This is a genomic window from Oceanimonas doudoroffii (assembly GCF_002242685.1).
GTDB classification, from domain to species: Bacteria; Pseudomonadota; Gammaproteobacteria; order Enterobacterales; family Aeromonadaceae; genus Oceanimonas; species Oceanimonas doudoroffii.
In genome coordinates, this window is record NZ_NBIM01000010.1 from 31,286 (window position 1) to 50,630 (window position 19,345).

Sequence of the window (19,345 nt, forward strand, 5' to 3'; positions counted from 1 at the left end):
CCGTTTGAAGAAAAGCGGCCCCAACAACAAGGGGGAGCAAACTGCTCCCCCTTGCGGCCTCAGCGGGCGAAGTTAAAGATATCCCGCAGCCAGTCGCTAACCTGCTCGCCGGAAGGCAGCTCGGGCAGGGAAGGCTGGCAGCCGCGTATCGGCGGCAGGTCATGGGTGCGGGCCGGCAGCAGCCGGGTCTGCTCACAGCGGGGATCGGCGGGCTGGCCGTCGCTGAGGGCGAAATTCACCTGATCAATGCCTGGTGGCGGCGTCAGCTCCAGAGAGTCCACGCCCCGGCCATCCAGATAGCGGCTGTATACCCGCAGCGCGCCACTGGCGCCGGTCAGCCCGGTGACGCCGTTGTCGTCCCGACCGACCCAGGCGGTAACCAGCTCCTCGTTGTCAAGGCCGGCAAACCAGGCGTCACGCAGATCATTGGTAGTACCGGTCTTGCCCGCCATTACCCGGTTGGGAAAGCGCGCCGCCAGGTGGGCGGCGGTGCCGCCGGCCACGGCGCGGGTCATGGCATAGAGTCCCAGGTAGCCCGCCTCCGGTTCCAGCACCTGCCTTGCCTGGGCATTATGCTGATAGATCAATTCGCCCTCTTCATCCTGAATGGCACGAATCGAAGTGAGCGGCTGGTGCAGGCCCTGATTGGCCAGGGTCAGGAACAACTGATTCACCTCAAAGGGGGTCAGCTCCAGGGTGCCCAGCAACATGGACGGATAGGGCGGAATCGGCTGCTCCACACCCAGGCGCCGCAGCCCGTCCACCACCTTGTCCAGCCCGATCGCCATGCCCAGATTGACCGTGGGCACGTTGAGGGACTTGGCCAGGGCATCCACCAACAGCACATTGCCGCGATACTGGCGATCGTAGTTCTTGGGCCGCCATACCTGACCGCCTTCGCTGCGCAGGGTCACCGGCTCGTCCTTCAGGGTGCTGGCCAGGGTAAAGCCGCTTTCCAGCCCCAGGGCATAAACCGGCGGCTTGATCAACGAACCGATGGGGCGGCGCGCCGACAGCGCCCGGTTAAAGCCGGCAAAGGCCGGATCGGCCCCGCCCACCACGGCGCTGACCTCGCCCTTGCGCCAGTTGGACACCACCATGGCGGCCTCCAGATCATTGCGCTTGGTGTTGGCGCGCAGCTGCTTGATCTGCTCGGCCACCGCCTGCTCGGCGGTGTGCTGGGCGATGGGATCCAGGCTGGTGAAAATGCGCAGCCCGTTCTGATTGAGAAACTCGGGACCAAAGCGGCCCTGCAGCTCATTTCTGAGCAGGCCCATAAAGGCCGGGGTGCGGCCATAGCCCATCCGGCCCCGCTCGATCAGTCCCAGATCCCGACTGCTGGCCCGCTCATAGGTCTGCCGGTCAATGTGGCCCTCGTTGGCCAGCAAACGCAGCACCAGATCCCGCCGCTCCCGGGCCCGTTCGGCATTACGCCAGGGGTCATAGAAGGACGGGCCCTTGACCAGCGCCACCAGCAGCGCCATTTGATCCGGGTTCAGTTCATTGATGGGCAGGCCGAAATAGAAATAACTGGCCAAGCCAAAACCGTGGACACCCTTGGCGCCGTTCTGGCCCAGATAGACCTCGTTGAGGTAGGCCTCGAGGATCTCGTCCTTGTCATAGCGAAAGTCGATGATCAGGGCCATGTAGGCTTCCTGAACCTTGCGCCACAGGCTGCGATCCTGGGTCAGAAAGAAGTTCTTGGCCAGCTGCTGGGTCAGGGTACTGCCTCCCTGCACCGTGCGACCGGCCTTGATATTGACCACCAGGGCCCGCAGTATCGCCAGCGGTGACACGCCGTCATGCTGGTAGAAGTCACGGTCCTCCACGGTGATCAGCGTCTGCACCAGCAGCTCGGGCACCTGATCCAGGCGCACCAGCAGCCGGTCTTCCCGTTCATCCACGTTGAGCCGGTCCAGCAGCACCGGATCCATGCGCGCATAGCCCAGCTCCCGGCCGTTGTCCGGGTTCTGCATGCGACTCAGGCGCTGGCCGTCAAAGCTCAGCAACAGGGTGCGGGACTGCTCGGCGCCGTCGGAAAAGTTGAACGGCCGGCGGTGAATTTCAATGCGGTTGTTGCTCACCGCATACTCGCCGGGCCGGGACGGGCTGGCCACCTTGCGGTAGTTGAGCAACTGCAGCTCACGCAGCATCTGGGCGTGAGACAGCTTCTGGCCCGGGAACAGCTCCAGCGGCCGGCTGTAGACCAGCGCCGGCAGCGCCCATTTCTGCCCTTCAAAGCGGGCGCGCACCTGACTGTCCAGGTAAATGCCGAAAACGCCAATCAATACGGCGCCCACCAGGGCCAGCTTGAGCATCAGCCCCCAGCCAAACCGGCGCTGTTTCTTCACCGGCTTTTTACGGGTTTTGCGGGTTGTCTTTTTTGCCATAATCAGTGCTTCATGTGTTTTTTGGTGTGCCGGGTGGGCGCCGTATTGGCGGGATCATCGGGCCACGGGTGTTTGGGGTAGCGTCCGCGCATTTCCTTTTTTACCTCCTGGTAGGCTCCTGCCCAGAAGGCGGCCAGATCCCGGGTGAGCTGCAGTGGCCGGCGCGCCGGCGACAACAGCTCAAGCACCAGCGATACTCGGCCATCGGCCAGGGTGGGCGAACCGGCCTGGCCAAACATTTCCTGCAGTTTCACCGGCAATACCGGATCTTCTGCCTCACGGTAGCGAATGGCGGCCCGGGTTCCGGTGGCCAGTTCAAGGTGGCTGGGTAGCAGAGTATCCAGCAATTGCCGTTGTGACCAGTCCAGCCGGCTCAGCAAAATACCATGCCAGTCGAGCCTGGCCAGCTCGTCCCAGCGCCCGAGCCCGAGCAGGTGGGGCAACAGCCAGTGTTCCGCCTCGTTCAGCCAGGCGCTGTCGTCGCAGCCGGCAAAGCCCCGGTCGGCCAGTTTTTGTCCGGCCAGGGTCATTCGCAGCCAGGTTTGCCGTGCCTGTTCATTGAGCGGCAGCGCGCCCCAGCCGCGTTTTTGTACTTCCTGCAACAGGCACCGAGCCCGCTGCTCCGGGCTGACCGTGTTGAGCGGCGTGCGCCGCAGCACCAAGTTGCCAAAGCACCAATGGCGCTCGGCCCGCACTCGGTTGGCACCGTCGTCCCATTCCAGTTGCTCGCGCTCGCAAAAGCGCGCCGGCACAAAGCGCTGCAACTGCTCCAGCGTCACCGGCTCGGCGGCCTGCACAAACACGCCCCGCTCGCCCCGACCCAGGCCCGCCACCGCCAGCCAGTCCTTGCCGGTAAGCGGGCTACCCTCGGGCAGATCGGCGCTGAGGCCGCCGGCCAGGCCATAACGACGCCCGGTGCGCAGCTGCCCCACCCAGTCGGGCCGGGCGTTGGCCAGCAGGGGCCCCACATAGGTGCCCATCGGCTCGGCCACGGGCTGATTAACCCGCTCAAACCAGCGCCGGGCGCCGGCCTTGAGTCGTCCCCTGGCTGCCAGTAGCTGGCCCGACAGCGGGCCGTCGCCGGGTCGGCCTTCTTCCAGCAGCGCCAACAACCAGGCGCCGTCGGCCAGGGCACCGGCGTGTCCCTGTTGCTGCCACTCCAGCGCGGTCAGCAGCAGCTGCCCCAACCAGGGCTCGCATCCCAGCTGCCAGACGCGGCGCCCCAGGAAAGTGAGCTGGTTGCCGGCCAGCATGCCCAACGCCGCCAGTTGCGCCCGGGCCGCCGCCAGTTGGGGGGCCGGCGGCGAGGTCAGCAGCGGCAGCCACTCGGGCTCGGCGCCCCAGGCGGCGCACTCCAGCACAAACCCGGCCAGATCGCTTTGTTCGATTTCCGCCGGCCGGCGCGGCGCCAGCCGCTCCTGCTGCTCTCTGCTCCACAACCGAATGCAGGTGCCCGGCTGCAAGCGCCCGGCCCGGCCGGCTCGCTGAGCGGCCGAGGCCTGACCGATAAGCCGGCTGTGCAGTTGGGTCATGCCGGCTTCCGGATCAAACCGGGCCAGACGCTCCAGTCCGGAGTCCACCACCATGCGAATGCCTTCAATGGTGAGCGAGGTTTCCGCCACATTAGTGGCCAGCACCACCTTGCGCCGGCCCTCGGCCGCCGGAGCAATGGCCGCCTGCTGTTCGGCAATTGAAAGGCGACCATAGAGCGGCCTGAGTTCAACCTCGCCGGGCAGGCGCTCCCGCAGCCACTCCTCGGCCCAACGAATTTCCCGCTCGCCAGGCAGAAAGGCCAGCAGGCTGCCGTCTTCATTACCGAGGGCATCCAGCACCGCCCGGCCCAGGCTTTCCTCCAGCCGGCTGTGCTGATTGCGGGGACGGTATTCCAGTTCAACGGGAAAACTTCGCCCTCGGCTCACCACCAGCTCGGCCTCGGGCAGCAGGGTGTCGAGGGCCAGGCCCTCCAGGGTGGCCGACATCACCATGATCTTGAGATCGTCGCGCAGGGCCTGACATTCCAGGGCAAAGGCCAGGGCCAGATCCGCCTGCAGGCTGCGCTCGTGAAATTCGTCAAAAATCAGCAGCGAGACACCAGCAAGCTCGGGGTCTGCCTGCAGCATGCGGGTCAGCACCCCTTCGGTAACGACTTCCAGCCGGGTCTGCTTGCCGCTGCGGCTTTCACCGCGCATGCGATAACCCACGGTCTGGCCGGGCTGCTCACCCAACTGGCTGGCCAGATACTGGGCTATGCTGCGGGCCGCCAGCCGGCGCGGCTCCAGCATAATAATGCGACCGTCAATGGCCGGCTGTTGCAGCAGCCACAGCGGCAGCCAGGTGGACTTGCCGGCGCCGGGGGGCGCCTCAACGATAATCTGGCTGGCCGCCAGCGCCTGTTGCAGGCGAGGCAGGGCCTCTGTGATGGGTAGCTGATTCACGGGGTTACTCGGCTGGCCTTGAAACCGCTATATTGTGCCAAAAGCCCGGGCAAAGGACTATGGAGCTGGAGCTGTTTAACCGCTGCCCGCCGGTTCGGCAGGTTCTCAAACGGAACGCGCACCGAAGATTGTGTATAGTGGTTTACAGGTAACCCTGGACGGTTTATTACGCTAACGTTAGGCATTGTTGAGTGGTCGTGCCTGGTACCGCGAAACCACTACATTCAAACGCTCCTGGCGAGCCAGGTAAGAGACATCAATGCCTACATTCAGGCTCAGCAGCTTGTATATCCTGATGGCCTTTGTGTGCATCTTTGCGGCAGGGGTTTATTACACTCACCTAAGCATTATGGCCGACCGAAAGGAACTGCGGCTGCTGATGGAAGAAGTGGTCGGTGTTCAAGCCGCCGCCATTGAACGCCGCTTGACCCGTTCCCTGTCGTCCACTTACATCCTTGCCCAGGAAGTGCGGCGCAGTAACGGTCAGTTCAGGGATTTCGACAAGTTTGCCGAAGAAGTCATACAAACTCTGGGCGGTGTATCCAACCTGCAATTAGCCCCAAACGGGATTACCGAAAGAATCTACCCGCTGGCAGGCAATGAAAAGGGCATTGGCCATAACCTGTTACGACATGACGTGCGCAGAAAGGAAGCCATCCAGGCCATTGAAAGTAAAAAGCTGACCCTGGCCGGTCCCTTTATGCTGGTACAAGGGCGCATGGGCATGGTGGGCCGTAACCCTGTCTTTCTGGAACAAAACGGCGATCCCTATTTCTGGGGCTTTGCCACGGCCCTGATTTACCTGGACGATTTGCTTGCCTTTACCGAGTTGGATCAATTGCAGCAAAAAGGCTATGCCTATGAACTGTCACGTTTGCACCCCGATACTGGCAAGGTGGATATCTTTGCCCGCTCCACCAGCGGACTGGATAAACAGCAAGTCGCCAAAACCATTCGAGTGCCCAATGGAGAATGGACCATCACCATGAGCCGCCCCGCCAGCTTCACGCTGCCGGTGGTACTGGGCATTATCTTCAGCCTGTTAATCGCAACCCTGTTTGCTCTGCTCATGCGCCGTATTCTGCGAGAGCCGGAACGGTTACGACTTCTGGTCAAACAGCAAACCGTCCAGCTGGAACACCTGGCCTTTAATGATGATCTCACTGGCCTTGCCAACCGACGCTTTTTCACAGAACAACTGGAGCGCACAATCCTTCATTGCCAACGCGAGGGCGAAAGCCTGGCCCTGATGTATCTGGATCTGGATGACTTCAAACGCATCAATGACTCCACCGGCCATGACGATGGCGATCGGTTACTGATCGAGGTGGCCCTGCGCCTTCGGGCCGCGGTCAGAAAAAGTGATCTAGTCGGCCGCCTGGGTGGGGATGAATTTGCGGTGGTGTTGATGAACATAAAAAGGGCCGACAACGCTCGCATGATGGCCGAAAAAATCATCGCCAGTATCAGCAAGCCCATTAAGCTTGCCCAACATGAAGCCGTGGTCGGCGCCAGTATTGGCATTACCCTGGCGCCGGAAGACGGCACCAGCAGTGGTGAATTGATGCGCAACGCCGATCTCGCCATGTATGACTCCAAACGCGCGGGGAAGAACCAGTTTTCCTTTTACAACCCCAAAATGCAGGAGCAGGCCCTTCACGCGATACACCTTGAGGAAGAATTACGCCAGGCCGTTTGCCGGCAGGAATTTGCGCTGATGTTTCAGCCCATCATCGCTCTGGAACATGGTCGCACCGAAAAGTTCGAGGCCCTGCTGCGCTGGAACCACCCACAGCGGGGCATGCAGGCGCCGGGCAGCTTTATTGACACGGCAGAGCAGACGGGCCTGATCGTGCCCATCGGTTACTGGGTGATTGAAGCCGCCTGCAAGTTTGTGCGCCGGCAGATGCACTCGGGCCACAAGGTCAGGCCGGTGGCGGTGAATCTGAGCGTCTGCCAGTTGCGCGAAGCGGACTTTGCAGACAGGGTAGAAGCCCTGCTGATCCGCCTGCAAATACCGCCCGAGCTGCTGGAGCTGGAAATTACCGAGTCCATGTTGATGGAAAATGTTGATCTCGCCCTGGTGCTGATTGAGCACCTTAAACGTCTGGGCATTCGCATTTCCATTGATGATTTTGGTACCGGCTACTCGTCGTTGTCACAACTGCGCCAGTTTCCCGTCAATTCCCTGAAAATTGACCGCTCCTTTGTCAGGGATTTGGAAAGCAGCCCGATAGACCGGCAAATGGTGGAGGCCATTACCGCCATGGTGCACAAGCTGGATCTGAAAGTGGTGGCCGAAGGAATTGAAACCGAACAGCAAATGCGGTTTCTGAGGACCATCGGCTGCGACTATGGCCAGGGCTTTCTGTTTGCCAGGCCGCTGGCGACGGAGCAGGCGCTGCACTACCACGGCCATGCCAGTCTGGCGAGGAACAACACCGCTACCGATACTGAAACATGCAACCTGACCGCTGCCGGCGGGCGAACCTGAGAGCATTTCATGGCAAGTAATGACAACCGGCTGTTCCTGGCCTTTCCCGCCGATGAACTGGCGCCGCCCCTGACCCGGCTGCAGCACCGGCTGGCTCTGCCCGGCCGACGCATTCCGCTCCATCAACTGCACCTGACCCTGCACTTTCTTGGCCAGTGCAGCCCGGAACAACAGGCTTCCCTGCAGCAGCAACTGGACAGACTGCCCCTGCCGGGCTTTGAACTGGACCTGGACCGGCTGGGCTGCTTTCCCCGGGCCGGCGTGGTCTGGCTGGGACCGAGTGCCCCGCCACCCGCGCTGATGCAGCTGGCCGACACCGTGGAGCTCAAATGCCGAGCCTTGGGGGTGGGCAAACCCCACAAGGCCTACCGCCCCCACATCACCCTGTTTCGCCATTGCAAAACCGACACCCTGCCCGTTATACAGCCGGTGCATTACCGGCCCCAGTCCCTGTGTCTGTACCGTTCCACCCTGACCGACCAGGGGCCCGAGTACCACTGCCTGCAGCGCTGGCCGCTTGCAGAGTAAAGTGTTGCCGGGAGCACCACACTGCAAAGCAGAGTCCCTTGCCCGACGGCATTGCACGGCCTAACAGCCAAGCTCAACCGGCAGCGGCTCAATCAACGTCATGCCGTCCGGAGAAATCGCCGCCTTCCAGGCCAGGCATTCCACGCCGGCGGCCACGGCCTCACGCACCAGCGCAGCATATTTTGAGTCCAGGTGCTCGGCGGGGCTGACCCGCTCAATGCCGGTGTGCAGCACGCAAAACAGCATCACGGCCCGGTGGCCGGCCTGGGCACACTCCATCAGTTCGCGCACATGCTTTTGCGCCCGCACGCTCTGGGTATCGGGAAAAAAGCCATTACCCTGCCCTTCATGCAGGGTCACGCTTTTCACCTCCACATAGCAGTCGGGCAGGTTGGGGCCGCTCAGCATAAAGTCGATGCGACTGTTCTCGGCACCGTAACGCACCTCGGCGCGCACACGCTCATAGCCGGCCAGGGCAGCTATACGCTGTTCGCTCAACGCCTCGGCCACCAGCTGGTTGGCCCGGGCGGTGTTGACGCAAATCAAGTCCCCGGCGTCGTCCCGGCACAGCTCCCAGGTGTGGGCATATTTGCGTTTGGGATTGTCGGAGGTGGAGTAATACACGCGCCAGCCGGGTTCGGCGCAGCCGGTCATACGACCGGTGTTGGGGCAGTGCAGAGTCAACTCGTTATCATCGACAATAATGTCGGCCAGAAAGCGTTTATAACGCCGAATCAGCCGTCCCTGAGCCAGGGTAGAGGCAAAATGCAAAATAATACCTATAGTTGTTGAAATGACGTGAAATGGTAACCGTAGCAGGGTCAGGGCCTCCAGCCTTGAAAAGTGAAAGGCCCGCCCCCATCTGGAGTGCTCACCAAAAGAGATGCCACCTCTTTGGGTGGTTATCGTGGTTTGCGAACACCGGCCATGGCCGTTCGAAGACCACTTTCGCAGAAACAGCACGGTAAAATTGCGTTGCCAATATGCTTTCTGCTATAGATAGCCGCTTCTCAAGTTAGGTTGGCGCAATATTTGCTTTTTAGGAGATACGGAATGCCAGCAGTCGAAACCAAAAAATCTCTCGGTATTCTGGCTATTGCCGGTGTTGAGCCCTACCAGGCCAAGCCCGACGAAGAATACATGAACGAAGCGCAAAAAACGCACTTCCGCAAGATTCTGGGCGCCTGGCGCAATCAATTGCGCGAAGAAGTGGATCGCACCGTGGGCCACATGAAGGACGAGGCCGCCAACTTCCCCGATCCGGTTGACCGGGCCGCCCAGGAAGAAGAGTTTGCCCTTGAGCTGCGTGCCCGGGATCGGGAGCGTAAACTGATCAAGAAGATCGAAAAAACCCTGCAGAAAATCGACGACGACGATTTCGGTTTTTGCGAGCACTGTGGTGTGGAAATCGGCATTCGCCGGCTGGAAGCCCGCCCCACCGCCGATCTGTGCATCGACTGCAAGACACTGGCCGAGATCAAGGAAAAGCAGATGGCCGGTTACTGACCGGTCCGTTACGCCATGAACACCACAGCGCCCGACCGCTACACAGGGCGCTTTGCTCCCTCCCCCAGCGGTCCCCTTCATTTCGGCTCCCTTGTCGCCGCCCTCGGCAGTTACCTGCAGGCACGCAGCCTGGCGGGGCGATGGCTGGTGCGCATGGAGGATCTGGATCCGCCCCGGGAAGTGCCCGGTGCCGCCGACGACATATTGCGCACCCTGGATGCCTTTGGCCTGCACTGGGACGGCGAGCTGGTCTATCAGAGCCGGCGCCACGGCCGCTATCAGCAGATACTGGACGACTGGGCCAGCCGCGGCCTGATTTATCACTGCCACTGCACCCGCAAACAGATTGCCGCCGCCGGTGGCCTCTATACCGGCCACTGCCGCGAGCTCGGCTTGCCGGCGAAAAATGCCGCCGTGCGGCTGAAAATGACCACACCGGTCTATGGCTTTGAGGATGGCCTGCAGGGCGCCGTGTCGGTGGACGAGCGGCTTTCGGAAGAGGACTTTATCGTGCGCCGGCGCGACGGCCTCTATGCCTACAACCTGGCGGTGGTGATCGATGACATGGACGCGGGTGTCACACAGGTAGTGCGCGGCGCCGACCTGCTGGAACCCACGGTACGCCAGATTGCCCTCTACCGGCTGCTGCACGCTCCCGAACCGGGCTGGCTGCACCTGCCGCTGGCGGTGCACGGCGGCCACAAACTGTCAAAGCAGAACCATGCGCCGGCCCTCGACACTCGGGCCCCGGGGCATGCCCTGTGGCAGGCGCTGACCTTTCTGGGACAGCAGCCACCAACGGATCTATTCGGTGCCGGCGCGACCGAGCTGCTGGCCTGGGCGGTGCGCAACTGGCGCCTGGAGAAGGTGCCCAAAGGGCCACAGATTGAGCTGAATTGCACCGACAGTTCGCATTTTCAGCGCCCTGCGCTATCATAGTGCGCCGATTTTTCAACCCCGAGCCCCGCGAGGTGTCCCATTTTTTCCCAGATTGCCGGCTTTTGTAAAAAGCTGCTGACCCGACAACAGGAGGCGTTGCCCTTGCAACCCGTGGTACTGACGCGCGACCAGCACGGTATTTCGCGCCGACAAATCAGTGAGAACGCCCTCAAGGTACTCTATCGCCTGAACAAGGCAGGCTTTGACGCCTACCTGGTGGGCGGTGGCGTGCGCGACCTGCTGCTGGGACGCCAGCCCAAAGACTTCGACGTGGCCACCAATGCCACGCCCGAGCAGGTCAAGGGGCTGTTCAGCAACTGCCGGCTGGTGGGGCGTCGCTTTCGCCTGGCCCATGTGTTGTTTGGCCGCGACGTGATCGAGGTGGCCACCTTTCGCGGCCATCATCACAGCGTCAACACCAGCAAGCACATCTCCGCCCGTTCCAAGGAAGGCATGCTGCTGCGCGACAACGTCTACGGCACCATAGAGGAAGACGCCGAACGTCGCGACTTTACCGTCAACGCCCTTTACTACAACATTGCCGACTTCACCGTGCACGGCTTTGCCGGCGGCCTGGCCGATCTGGAAGCCCGCCGCCTGGAGCTGATTGGCGATCCCCAAACCCGCTACCGGGAAGATCCGGTGCGCATGCTGCGAGCGGTACGTTTCTCCGCCAAGCTGGGACTGTCCATCAGTCCGCGCACCGAAGCCCCGATCAAGGAGCTGGCGCCGCTGCTGACCGATATTCCCCCGGCCCGGCTGTTTGAGGAGACCCTCAAGCTGCTGCTGGCCGGCCAGGGCGTGGAAACCTATCGCCAACTGCAGCACTACGGCCTGTTCGCGCCGCTGTTTCCGGAAGCCGCCGAGGTCATGGGGCGAGGCAACAACCGTTATGGCCGCTTTATCGAGCTGGCCCTGGCCAATACCGACGAGCGCATCGCCCAGGATCAACGGGTCACCCCCGCCTTCCTCTACGCCGCCCTGCTGTGGGGCCCGGTGGAAACCCGCACTCAGGAATTCGTCAACGAGGGCGGGCTGGGCTATCACGATGCCTTTATGCTGGCCGCCGACGACGTGATTGGCCGCCAGGTGAAAAGCGTGGCCATACCACGGCGCTTCAGCACCGTGGTGCGCGATATCTGGCAACTGCAGGACAGGCTCACCAAGCGCGCTGGCAAGCGCCCCTTCCGCCTGCTGGAGCACCCGAAATTCCGCGCCGGCTACGACTTTCTGCTGCTGCGGGCCGAGCTGGATCCGCGCCTCAAGGAGCTGGCCGAATGGTGGACCGAGTTCCAGCAGGCCAACCCGGTGGAGCGCCACCCGGCGGAGCGTCATTCGGCCGAGCGTCAGCCACAAAGCCGCAATGACGAGGGCAAGGACGGCGGCGGTCGCAAGCGCAAGCGCCCCCGCCGCCGGCCGCGCCGGAGAAAAGAGTCGTGACCACGGTGTATGTGGCCCTGGGCGCCAATCTGAATGCGCCCCTGAGACGTATTCGTGCCGCCCAGCAGGCCCTGCTGGCACTGGCCGAGCCCGGCAGCCTGCGCCACTCGCCGCTGTACAGCAGCAAGCCGATGGGGCCTGCGGATCAGCCCGACTACATTAACGGCGTCTCGGTATTTGACACCCAACTGGCGCCCCATGCCCTGCTCGATGCCCTGCAGGCCATCGAGCAGCGGGAAGGTCGGGTGCGCAAGGATGAACGCTGGGGCCCTCGGGCGCTCGATCTCGATCTGCTGCTCTATGGTGAGCAGCAACTCGACGACGAGCGCCTGACCGTGCCCCACTACGGCATGAAGCAACGGGAATTCGTACTCTACCCGCTGGCAGATCTGGCTCCCAGCCTGACCCTGCCCTGCGGCACCAGCCTCTCCTCCCTGCTGCAACAATGCCCCCTTAATGGCATGACCCCTCTGCCCGAGCAGTAACAGGAAACCATAATGAGCAAAATCACCACCGCCCGGCTGCAGGCCATGAAGCAGGCCGGGGAAAAGATCGCCATGATCACCGCCTACGACGCCACCTTTGCCGCCCTGTTTGAACAGGCCGGCGTGCACGCCATTCTGATTGGCGACTCCCTCGGCATGGTGCTGCAGGGCGAAAGCAGCACGCTGGGCGTGACCGTGGACAACATGGCCTACCATACCAAAAGTGTGGCCAACGGCTGTGAAAAGGCGTTTATTGTCGCCGATATGCCGTTTATGAGCTATAGCACGCCCGAGCAGGCCTGTGCCAATGCCGCCACCCTGATGCGGGCAGGCGCCCATATGGTGAAACTGGAAGGCGGCGACTGGCTGGCTGACACCGTGCAGCAGCTGACCCGCCAGGGCGTGCCGGTGTGCGGCCACCTGGGGCTTACTCCCCAGTCGGTACACGTGTTTGGCGGCTTCAAGCTGCAGGGGCGCGAGGCCGAACAGGCCGAACAGATCAAGCATCATGCCAAAGCGCTGGAAGCCGCCGGCATACAGCTGCTGGTGCTGGAGTGCGTTCCCAGCCGGCTCGCTGCCGACATCAGCCGCATGCTGTCCATACCGGTCATCGGCATTGGCGCCGGCGCCGATACCGATGGCCAGGTGCTGGTGATGCAGGATGCCCTCGGCCTGACCACCGGCTATGTGCCCAAATTCACCAAGAACTTTCTTGCCGACGGCGGCAATGTGAAGGCCGCTATCGAGACCTATGTGGCCGAGGTGGCCGCAGGCCGCTTTCCCGGCCCCGAGCACAGCTTCAACTGAGAGAACTTCCATGCAACTGGTCAGTACCATTGAACAGCTGCGCGCCACCGTCACCGAATGGCGCCGCGCCGGACTGCGCATCGGCTTTGTGCCCACCATGGGCAACCTGCATAACGGCCATCTGGAGCTGGTACGCCGGGCCCGGCAGCAGGCCGATAGGGTGGTGGTGAGCATTTTCGTCAACCCCCTGCAGTTTGACCGGGCCGCCGATCTGGACGCCTATCCGCGCACCCTGGAGCAGGACTGCGAGCGCCTCGGCGATCTGGCGGAGCTGGTGTTTACCCCTACTCCCGCGCTGATGTATCCCCACGGTCAGCAGCAGCAAACCAAGGTCAGCGTACCCGGGGTATCCGAGGTGCTGGAAGGCGCCCTGCGCCCGGGCCACTTTGACGGCGTCAGCACTGTGGTGTGCAAGCTGTTCAACCTGGTGCAGCCCGACCTGGCCTGCTTTGGGGAAAAGGACTACCAGCAACTGGCACTGATCCGTAAAATGACCGCGGATCTGAACCTGCCGGTGGAGATCATCGGCGTGCCCACGGTGCGTGCCGACGACGGCCTGGCGCTGAGCTCCCGCAACGGCTACCTGACCGAGGCCGAGCGGGCACAGGCGCCGGAGCTGGCCGCCACCATGAACTGGCTGGCCGAACGTCTGGCCGCCGGCGAGCGTGATCTCGAACGGCTGGCCGCCGATGGCCGCACCCGGCTCGATAATGCCGGTTTTCGTACCGACGGCATCGACATGGTGGATGCCGACACCCTGACCGAGCTGACCGAGCACAGCCGGGCCGTGGTAATTTTGATGGCCGCCTTTCTGGGCAAGGCCAGACTGATCGACAACCAGGTGGTGGCGCTGTAGAACCATCATCGTTTTTTGGCAGGATAGCCGGACGGGGCGCAAATGATGCAGCCCCGGTCGCATCGGCCCGGTGATCCCGCCCTTTACGCCTCCAAGGCGGTAACAACGGAGACAAGTGAACATGGATATGCAACGCATCATGCTCAGGGGAAAACTGCACCAGGCCCGGGTGACCCACGCCGAGCTCAACTACGAAGGCTCCTGCGCCATCGATCAGGATCTGCTGGATGCGGTCAACATTCGCGAATATGAGCAGATCGACATTTACAATATCGAGAACGGCGAGCGTTTTCACACCTACGCCATTTCCGGCGAACGGGGCTCAAAGATGATCTCCCTGAACGGCGCCGCCGCCCGCAAGGCCGCCGTGGGCGATCGCATCATCATCTGCGCCTATGCGCCCATGAGCGAGCAGCAGATCGAATCCTACGACCCGAACCTGGTTTACCTGGACGCCGACAACAATATCGTGCGCACCAGCAAGAACATTCCGCTGCAACTGGCCTGATAACCGGTTTTCACCGCGGTAAACAAAAAAGGCAGCCAACTGGCTGCCTTTTTGCTTGATGGTTGCTCTCCGGTCTCGCGGCCGTTTAGTGCCGCAATCCCCGACCGGTGTGGATCAGGTACCAGGCGGCGGCGTAGAAGGCGGCGATAAAGGCCAGAATAATGCCGTAGGCCACGGTCAGGGGCACGTCGGTGATGCCCAGAAAGCCGTAGCGAAAGGCGTTGACCATATAGAGCACCGGATTGGCATGGGACACCCCCTGCCAGAAGCCGGGCAGCAGCTCGATGGAGTAGAACACGCCCCCCAGATAAGTCAGCGGCGTCAGCACAAAGGTGGGAATAATGCTGATATCGTCAAAGGTGCGGGCAAAAATGGCGTTAAGCAGCCCGGCCAGGGAAAACAACACGGCGGTGAGGAACACGGTGACCACCACGCTGAACAGGTGGCTGACCTGCAGATCCACGAAGAACAGCGACACCAGGCTGACGATCAGCCCCACCAGCAGGCCCCGTACCACGCCGCCACCGACGTAACCGGCAATGATCACATAGGTGGGCACCGGCGCCACCAGCAGCTCTTCCACGTTACGCTGAAACTTGCTGCTGAAAAACGACGAGGCCACGTTGGAATAGGAATTGGTGATCACCGACATCATGATGAGCCCGGGCACGATAAAGGCCATGTAGGAGTAGCCGCCCATCTCACCAATGCGGCTGCCGATCAGGTTGCCGAAAATCACGAAATACAGGGTCATGGTAATGGCCGGCGGCACCAGGGTCTGCACCCAGATGCGGGTAAAACGCACGATTTCACGATGCAGAATGCTGTTAAAGGCGATGTAATACTGTCTGGCACTCATGCTTTTCTCCCCTGTTCCACCAGTGTCACGAACAATTCTTCCAGCCGGTTGGCCTTGTTGCGCATGCTCAGCACGCGAATACCCTGCTCGTTGAGCTGGTCAAACACGCCGTTAAGGCCCTGCTCCTTTTTCACTTCCACTTCCAGGGTGTGGTCGTCCACCATCTGCCAGTTAAAGCCCGACAGGAAGGGCTCGCGGCAATCGGCGGCCAGATCGAGAATAAAGGTTTCCACATTGAGCTTGCCCAGCAGCCCCTTCATGGTGGTGTTTTCCACCAGCCGGCCCTTGTCGATAATGCCGATGTGACGGCACAGCATCTCGGCCTCTTCCAGGTAGTGGGTGGTAAGGATGATGGTGATGCCCTGAGCGTTGATTTCCTTGAGAAAGTCCCACATGGCCCGGCGTATTTCGATGTCCACCCCGGCGGTGGGCTCATCGAGGATCAGCAGTTTGGGCTGGTGCATCAAGGCCCGTGCGATCATCAGCCGGCGCTTCATGCCGCCGGACAGGGTGCGCGCCGGCAAATCCCGCTTTTCCCACAGATCCAGCTGCTTGAGGTAACGTTCGGCCCGGACCAGGGCTTCCTTGCGATCCACGCCGTACAACCCGGCCTGGTTAACCACAATCTGGCGCACCTTTTCAAACTGGTTGAAATTGAACTCCTGGGGCACAAGGCCAATGCAGGACTTGGCCAGTTCCAGCTCGGTGTCGATGTCGTGGCCAAACACCCGCACGGTGCCGCCGCTCTTGTTGACCAGGGAAGAGATGATGCCGATGGTGGTGGACTTACCGGCGCCGTTGGGGCCGAGCAGGGCATAGAAGTCCCCTGCTTCCACGCCGAGATCAATGCCCTTGAGCGCCTCCACGCCGCCGGCATAGGTCTTGCGCAGCCCGGCGATCTCCAGTGCTTTGGTCATGTGTACTCCCAATGAAAAACATATGCCTGGGCAAGGACCAGGCATATGAAGGAATGGATGATGTAAAAAGCGAGGCGTTACTCCAGCGGCACAACCTTGCCGATATAGGGCAGGTTGCGGTACAGCTGGGCGTAGTCGATGCCGTAACCTACCACGAATTCGTCGGGAATGGTAAAGCCCACCCAGTCGACCGGCACCTGTACCTCACGCCGCTCGGGCTTGTCGAGCAGGGTGCAGATGGTAAGTGAGGCCGGATTGCGCAGAGACAATATTTCCCTTACCTTGCTCAGGGTGTAACCGGTGTCGATGATGTCTTCCACGATTAGCACGTGCTTGCCATGGATCTCGTCGTCCAGATCCTTGAGGATGCGCACGTCCCGGTTGCTGTCCATGCTGTTGCCGTAGCTGGAGGCGGTCATGAAGTCGAGCCGCACCGGCACGGTGAGCTGACGGCACAGATCGGCCAGAAAGACGCAGGAGCCCCGCAGCAGGCCCACCATGACCACTTCGTCGACGCCCTGATAGTGGGTGTTAATCTGTTCGCCCAGGGTCCTGGTTCTGGCATTGACCTCTTCGGTGCCGATCAGCACATCCACTCGGTGTTTCATTGTTTCTGCTCCGTTCGGGTGCGAGCCACCCGGCTGTGATTAAAGCGGTATTTTAGCGGAATTCCCAAACCTGTGCACAAACGCGGATACGCAACGCGAAGCATCAGTGCGGTTGCACTCCGCCGACACGCTTCAAGTACTTCCCTGTAACGCTCGAAAATGCCATCCATGGCATTTTATGGTCGGCTTCGGCAATCCCCACTGCTGCTTCGAGTTACCTCGGCATCGCCTGCATGCAGTCAGGTCAGTACATTCTGAGGAGGGCAAAGGCCCACTGCGCCATGGCCGAAAATTGCTCCTGCATGTTCGGCATTCCCGCCATCCCTGGCGGTCAGATGCGCAGTGGAGCCCCCATGGGGCGAGCCTGCTCGCCGTAACGAAATGTTTCAGCCCGACCGAACATTCAGTATGTTCGCAGCGGGTTGAAACATTGAGTGGCATGTCATCACGGCGTGCCGAAGAAGCAGTGCGCTTTGTCCCACGAAGTGCACTGTACCCACAGACAACTTGTTTTTACTTCAAGCTTCCGGCTTCGAGCCTGGGTTCGCGCCATACCCCCAGCGGCTGACCAGATCCTGATCCACACCCAGGTGATCCAGGATCCGCGCCACCATAAAATCGACCAGATCGTCGATGGTTTTCGGCTGGTGATAAAAGCCCGGCGCCGCCGGCATTATCGTCACCCCCATGCGCGCCAGTTTGAGCAGGTTTTCCAGGTGGATCTCGGACAGTGGCGACTCCCGGGGCACCAGGATCAACTGCCCCTTTTCCTTGATCACCACGTCGGCGGCCCGCTCGATCAGATTGTCGGAGGCGCCGCTGGCAATGGACGCCACCGTGCCCATGGAGCAGGGGCAGATCACCATGCGTCGGGGCGCCCCCGAGCCCGAGGCCACCGGCGAGAACCATTCTTCCTTGCCATAGGCCCGAATTTGGCCAGGCTCGGCGCCGTAACGCTCACACAAATACTCGGCCAGCAGCTCCGGTTTGCCCGGCCACTGTTCGCCCTGCTCGGTGGCCAGCACCACTCGCGCGGCACCGGACACCAGCAGGTGCACCTGCATGCCGGCTTTTACCAGACACTGCAGCAACGCCAGCGCATAAGGCGCACCGGAGGCGCCGCTCAGGGCCAGGGTGATCTGCTGATCACGGGCATACTCAGCCATGGGCCACCTCCAGCCCCGCCAGCAGCTTGCCGTGAATGCCGCCAAAGCCGCCGTTGCTCATGATGAGAATTTCGTCACCGGCCTCGGCGTCGCGCACCAGGGCGTCAATCAGCGCATTGAGGTCGTCAAACACTCGGCCTTGCGGGCAACTCCCGGCCACGGCCTGCAGATCCCATTCCAAGCCCGGCGGCTGAAACAGGTAGGTGGCATCGGCCTGTTGCAGTGAATCGGCCAGCTCCCGCTGGTGTATACCCATTTTCATGGTATTGGATCGCGGCTCCAGCACCGCCAGCACGCGGCGGCCTGCACTGCGGGCCTTGAGGCCGGCCAGGGTGGTGGCGATGGCGGTGGGATGATGGGCAAAGTCGTCCCACACGCGAATGCCGGCTACCTCGCCCTTTTGCTCCATGCGCCGCCTGGGCGGCACAAAACCGCACAGGGCGGCGATGCCGTCCGCCACCGGCACCCCGGCGTGGCGAGCGGCGGCCAGGGCCATCAGTCCGTTGTTGACGTTATGCAGCCCCATACAGGACCAGTTCACCTCGCCCACCCGCTCATTGTCGAGCCAGACCGCAAAGCGGCTGCCGTCGGCGGCCTGCAGCTCGGCGCGCCACAGGCCGTCGTCGCCCACGTATTCCAGCTCGCTCCAGCAGCCCAAGTCCTTTACCTGTTCCAGCGCGTGAGTGTGAGTGGGCATCAGGATCCGGCCATGGCCGGGCACCATGCGCAGCAAATGATGGAACTGCCGCTGGATCGCCGCCAGATCCGGAAAAATATCCGCATGATCAAACTCGAGGTTGTTGAGGATCAGGGTGCTGGGCCGGTAGTGCACAAACTTGGATCGCTTGTCGAAAAAGGCACTGTCGTACTCGTCCGCCTCGATCACGAAAAACGGCGACTCGCCGAGGCGGGCAGACACGTCAAAGTTGCCGGGCACGCCACCGATCAGAAAGCCGGGATGCAGGCCGCAGTCCTGCAGCACATGGGCCAGCATGCCGGAGGTGGTGGTCTTGCCGTGGGTACCGGCCACCGCCAGTACCCAGCGGTCCTGCAACACATGCTCCAGCAACCACTGAGGCCCGGAGGTATAAGGAATGCGCCGGTTGAGCACGGCCTCCACACAGGGGTTTCCCCGGCTCATGGCGTTGCCGATCACCACCAGATCCGGCATAGAATCCAGCTGGGCTGGATCATAGCCTTCGATCAGCGCGATGCCCTGCTGCTCAAGCTGGGTGCTCATGGGCGGGTAGACATTGGCATCGCTGCCGGTCACCTGGTAGCCAAGCTGACGGGCCAGCACCGCCAGACCACCCATAAAGGTGCCACAGATACCGAGAATATGAATGTGCATAGGCTGCCTTCGGCGTAGTGAAAGTGGAGGCATTCTAGCAACCCGGCGGCACTTTG

At 61.8% G+C, this 19,345-nt stretch carries 17 protein-coding genes; 9 read left to right on the forward strand and 8 right to left on the reverse strand.

All coding sequences use genetic code 11. From position 1 onward, the window contains the following. Nucleotides 1–59 precede the first annotated feature (59 nt). Together mrcB and hrpB are read right to left on the reverse strand one after the other, a co-directional pair. Nucleotides 60–2,390, reverse strand: coding sequence for a penicillin-binding protein 1B (mrcB, locus tag B6S08_RS17205; protein WP_094202045.1), 2,331 nt, complete (start codon nucleotides 2,388–2,390; stop codon nucleotides 60–62). A gap of 2 nt (nucleotides 2,391–2,392) precedes the next feature. Further along, a complete protein-coding gene (gene hrpB, locus B6S08_RS17210) occupies nucleotides 2,393–4,825 on the reverse strand; it encodes an ATP-dependent helicase HrpB (protein WP_094202046.1) in 2,433 nt (810 codons plus the stop codon). Nucleotides 4,826–5,084: 259 nt separating this feature from the next. Between hrpB and B6S08_RS17215 the strand changes: the two genes are divergently transcribed. Both B6S08_RS17215 and thpR read left to right on the forward strand, forming a co-directional pair. After that, nucleotides 5,085–7,319, forward strand: a complete 2,235-nt coding sequence (locus B6S08_RS17215; RefSeq protein WP_094202047.1) for a bifunctional diguanylate cyclase/phosphodiesterase — start codon at nucleotides 5,085–5,087, stop codon at nucleotides 7,317–7,319. 9 nt (nucleotides 7,320–7,328) lie between these two features. Next, complete coding sequence (thpR, locus tag B6S08_RS17220; RefSeq protein WP_094202048.1) at nucleotides 7,329–7,847, forward strand: RNA 2',3'-cyclic phosphodiesterase; 519 nt, start codon at nucleotides 7,329–7,331, stop codon at nucleotides 7,845–7,847. A 60-nt stretch (nucleotides 7,848–7,907) separates the two neighbouring features. Here the strand turns inward: thpR and sfsA are convergent, their stop codons facing one another. Beyond that, nucleotides 7,908–8,618, reverse strand: a complete 711-nt coding sequence (gene sfsA, locus B6S08_RS17225; protein ID WP_094202049.1) for a DNA/RNA nuclease SfsA — start codon at nucleotides 8,616–8,618, stop codon at nucleotides 7,908–7,910. Nucleotides 8,619–8,900: 282 nt separating this feature from the next. On the opposite strand from sfsA, the gene dksA reads away from it, so the two are divergent. The 7 genes from dksA (at nucleotide 8,901) to panD (ending at nucleotide 14,388) form a co-directional block, all read left to right on the forward strand. Further along, nucleotides 8,901–9,353, forward strand: coding sequence for an RNA polymerase-binding protein DksA (gene dksA / locus B6S08_RS17230; protein WP_094202050.1), 453 nt, complete (start codon nucleotides 8,901–8,903; stop codon nucleotides 9,351–9,353). Nucleotides 9,354–9,368: 15 nt separating this feature from the next. Next, the gene (gene gluQRS, locus B6S08_RS17235) at nucleotides 9,369–10,292 is read left to right on the forward strand and encodes a tRNA glutamyl-Q(34) synthetase GluQRS (RefSeq protein WP_094202051.1); all 924 of its coding nucleotides are present in this window, start codon (nucleotides 9,369–9,371) and stop codon (nucleotides 10,290–10,292) included. A 102-nt stretch (nucleotides 10,293–10,394) separates the two neighbouring features. Next, on the forward strand, nucleotides 10,395–11,732 hold the full coding sequence (gene pcnB / locus B6S08_RS17240) for a polynucleotide adenylyltransferase PcnB (protein WP_094202052.1): 1,338 nt from the start codon (nucleotides 10,395–10,397) through the stop codon (nucleotides 11,730–11,732). Next, entirely contained in the window at nucleotides 11,729–12,217 is a 489-nt protein-coding gene (folK, locus tag B6S08_RS17245; protein ID WP_094202053.1) for a 2-amino-4-hydroxy-6-hydroxymethyldihydropteridine diphosphokinase, read from the forward strand. Before pcnB ends, folK begins: the two co-directional genes overlap by 4 nt. Before the next feature lie 12 nt (nucleotides 12,218–12,229). Next, nucleotides 12,230–13,024 carry a 3-methyl-2-oxobutanoate hydroxymethyltransferase gene (gene panB / locus B6S08_RS17250; protein ID WP_094202054.1) on the forward strand — a complete coding sequence of 265 codons (795 nt, stop codon included), beginning with the start codon at nucleotides 12,230–12,232 and terminating at the stop codon, nucleotides 13,022–13,024. 10 nt (nucleotides 13,025–13,034) lie between these two features. Further along, nucleotides 13,035–13,880, forward strand: a complete 846-nt coding sequence (panC, locus tag B6S08_RS17255; protein WP_094202055.1) for a pantoate--beta-alanine ligase — start codon at nucleotides 13,035–13,037, stop codon at nucleotides 13,878–13,880. A gap of 121 nt (nucleotides 13,881–14,001) precedes the next feature. Next, the gene (panD, locus tag B6S08_RS17260; RefSeq protein WP_425435404.1) at nucleotides 14,002–14,388 is read left to right on the forward strand and encodes an aspartate 1-decarboxylase; all 387 of its coding nucleotides are present in this window, start codon (nucleotides 14,002–14,004) and stop codon (nucleotides 14,386–14,388) included. 85 nt (nucleotides 14,389–14,473) lie between these two features. Here the strand turns inward: panD and B6S08_RS17265 are convergent, their stop codons facing one another. The 5 genes from B6S08_RS17265 to mpl form a co-directional block, all read right to left on the reverse strand. After that, the gene (locus B6S08_RS17265; RefSeq protein ID WP_094202056.1) at nucleotides 14,474–15,247 is read right to left on the reverse strand and encodes an ABC transporter permease; all 774 of its coding nucleotides are present in this window, start codon (nucleotides 15,245–15,247) and stop codon (nucleotides 14,474–14,476) included. Continuing rightward, nucleotides 15,244–16,164, reverse strand: coding sequence for an ABC transporter ATP-binding protein (locus tag B6S08_RS17270; RefSeq protein WP_094202057.1), 921 nt, complete (start codon nucleotides 16,162–16,164; stop codon nucleotides 15,244–15,246). Before B6S08_RS17270 ends, B6S08_RS17265 begins: the two co-directional genes overlap by 4 nt. Before the next feature lie 77 nt (nucleotides 16,165–16,241). Next, on the reverse strand, nucleotides 16,242–16,772 hold the full coding sequence (gene hpt, locus B6S08_RS17275) for a hypoxanthine phosphoribosyltransferase (RefSeq protein WP_094202058.1): 531 nt from the start codon (nucleotides 16,770–16,772) through the stop codon (nucleotides 16,242–16,244). Between the two features lie 518 nt (nucleotides 16,773–17,290). Further along, nucleotides 17,291–17,938: a flavin prenyltransferase UbiX gene (locus B6S08_RS17280; RefSeq protein ID WP_094202059.1), complete on the reverse strand. Its 648-nt coding sequence runs from the start codon at nucleotides 17,936–17,938 to the stop codon at nucleotides 17,291–17,293. Next, complete coding sequence (gene mpl, locus B6S08_RS17285) at nucleotides 17,931–19,289, reverse strand: UDP-N-acetylmuramate:L-alanyl-gamma-D-glutamyl-meso-diaminopimelate ligase (RefSeq protein WP_094202060.1); 1,359 nt, start codon at nucleotides 19,287–19,289, stop codon at nucleotides 17,931–17,933. Before mpl ends, B6S08_RS17280 begins: the two co-directional genes overlap by 8 nt. Between the last annotated feature and the right edge of the window lie 56 nt (nucleotides 19,290–19,345).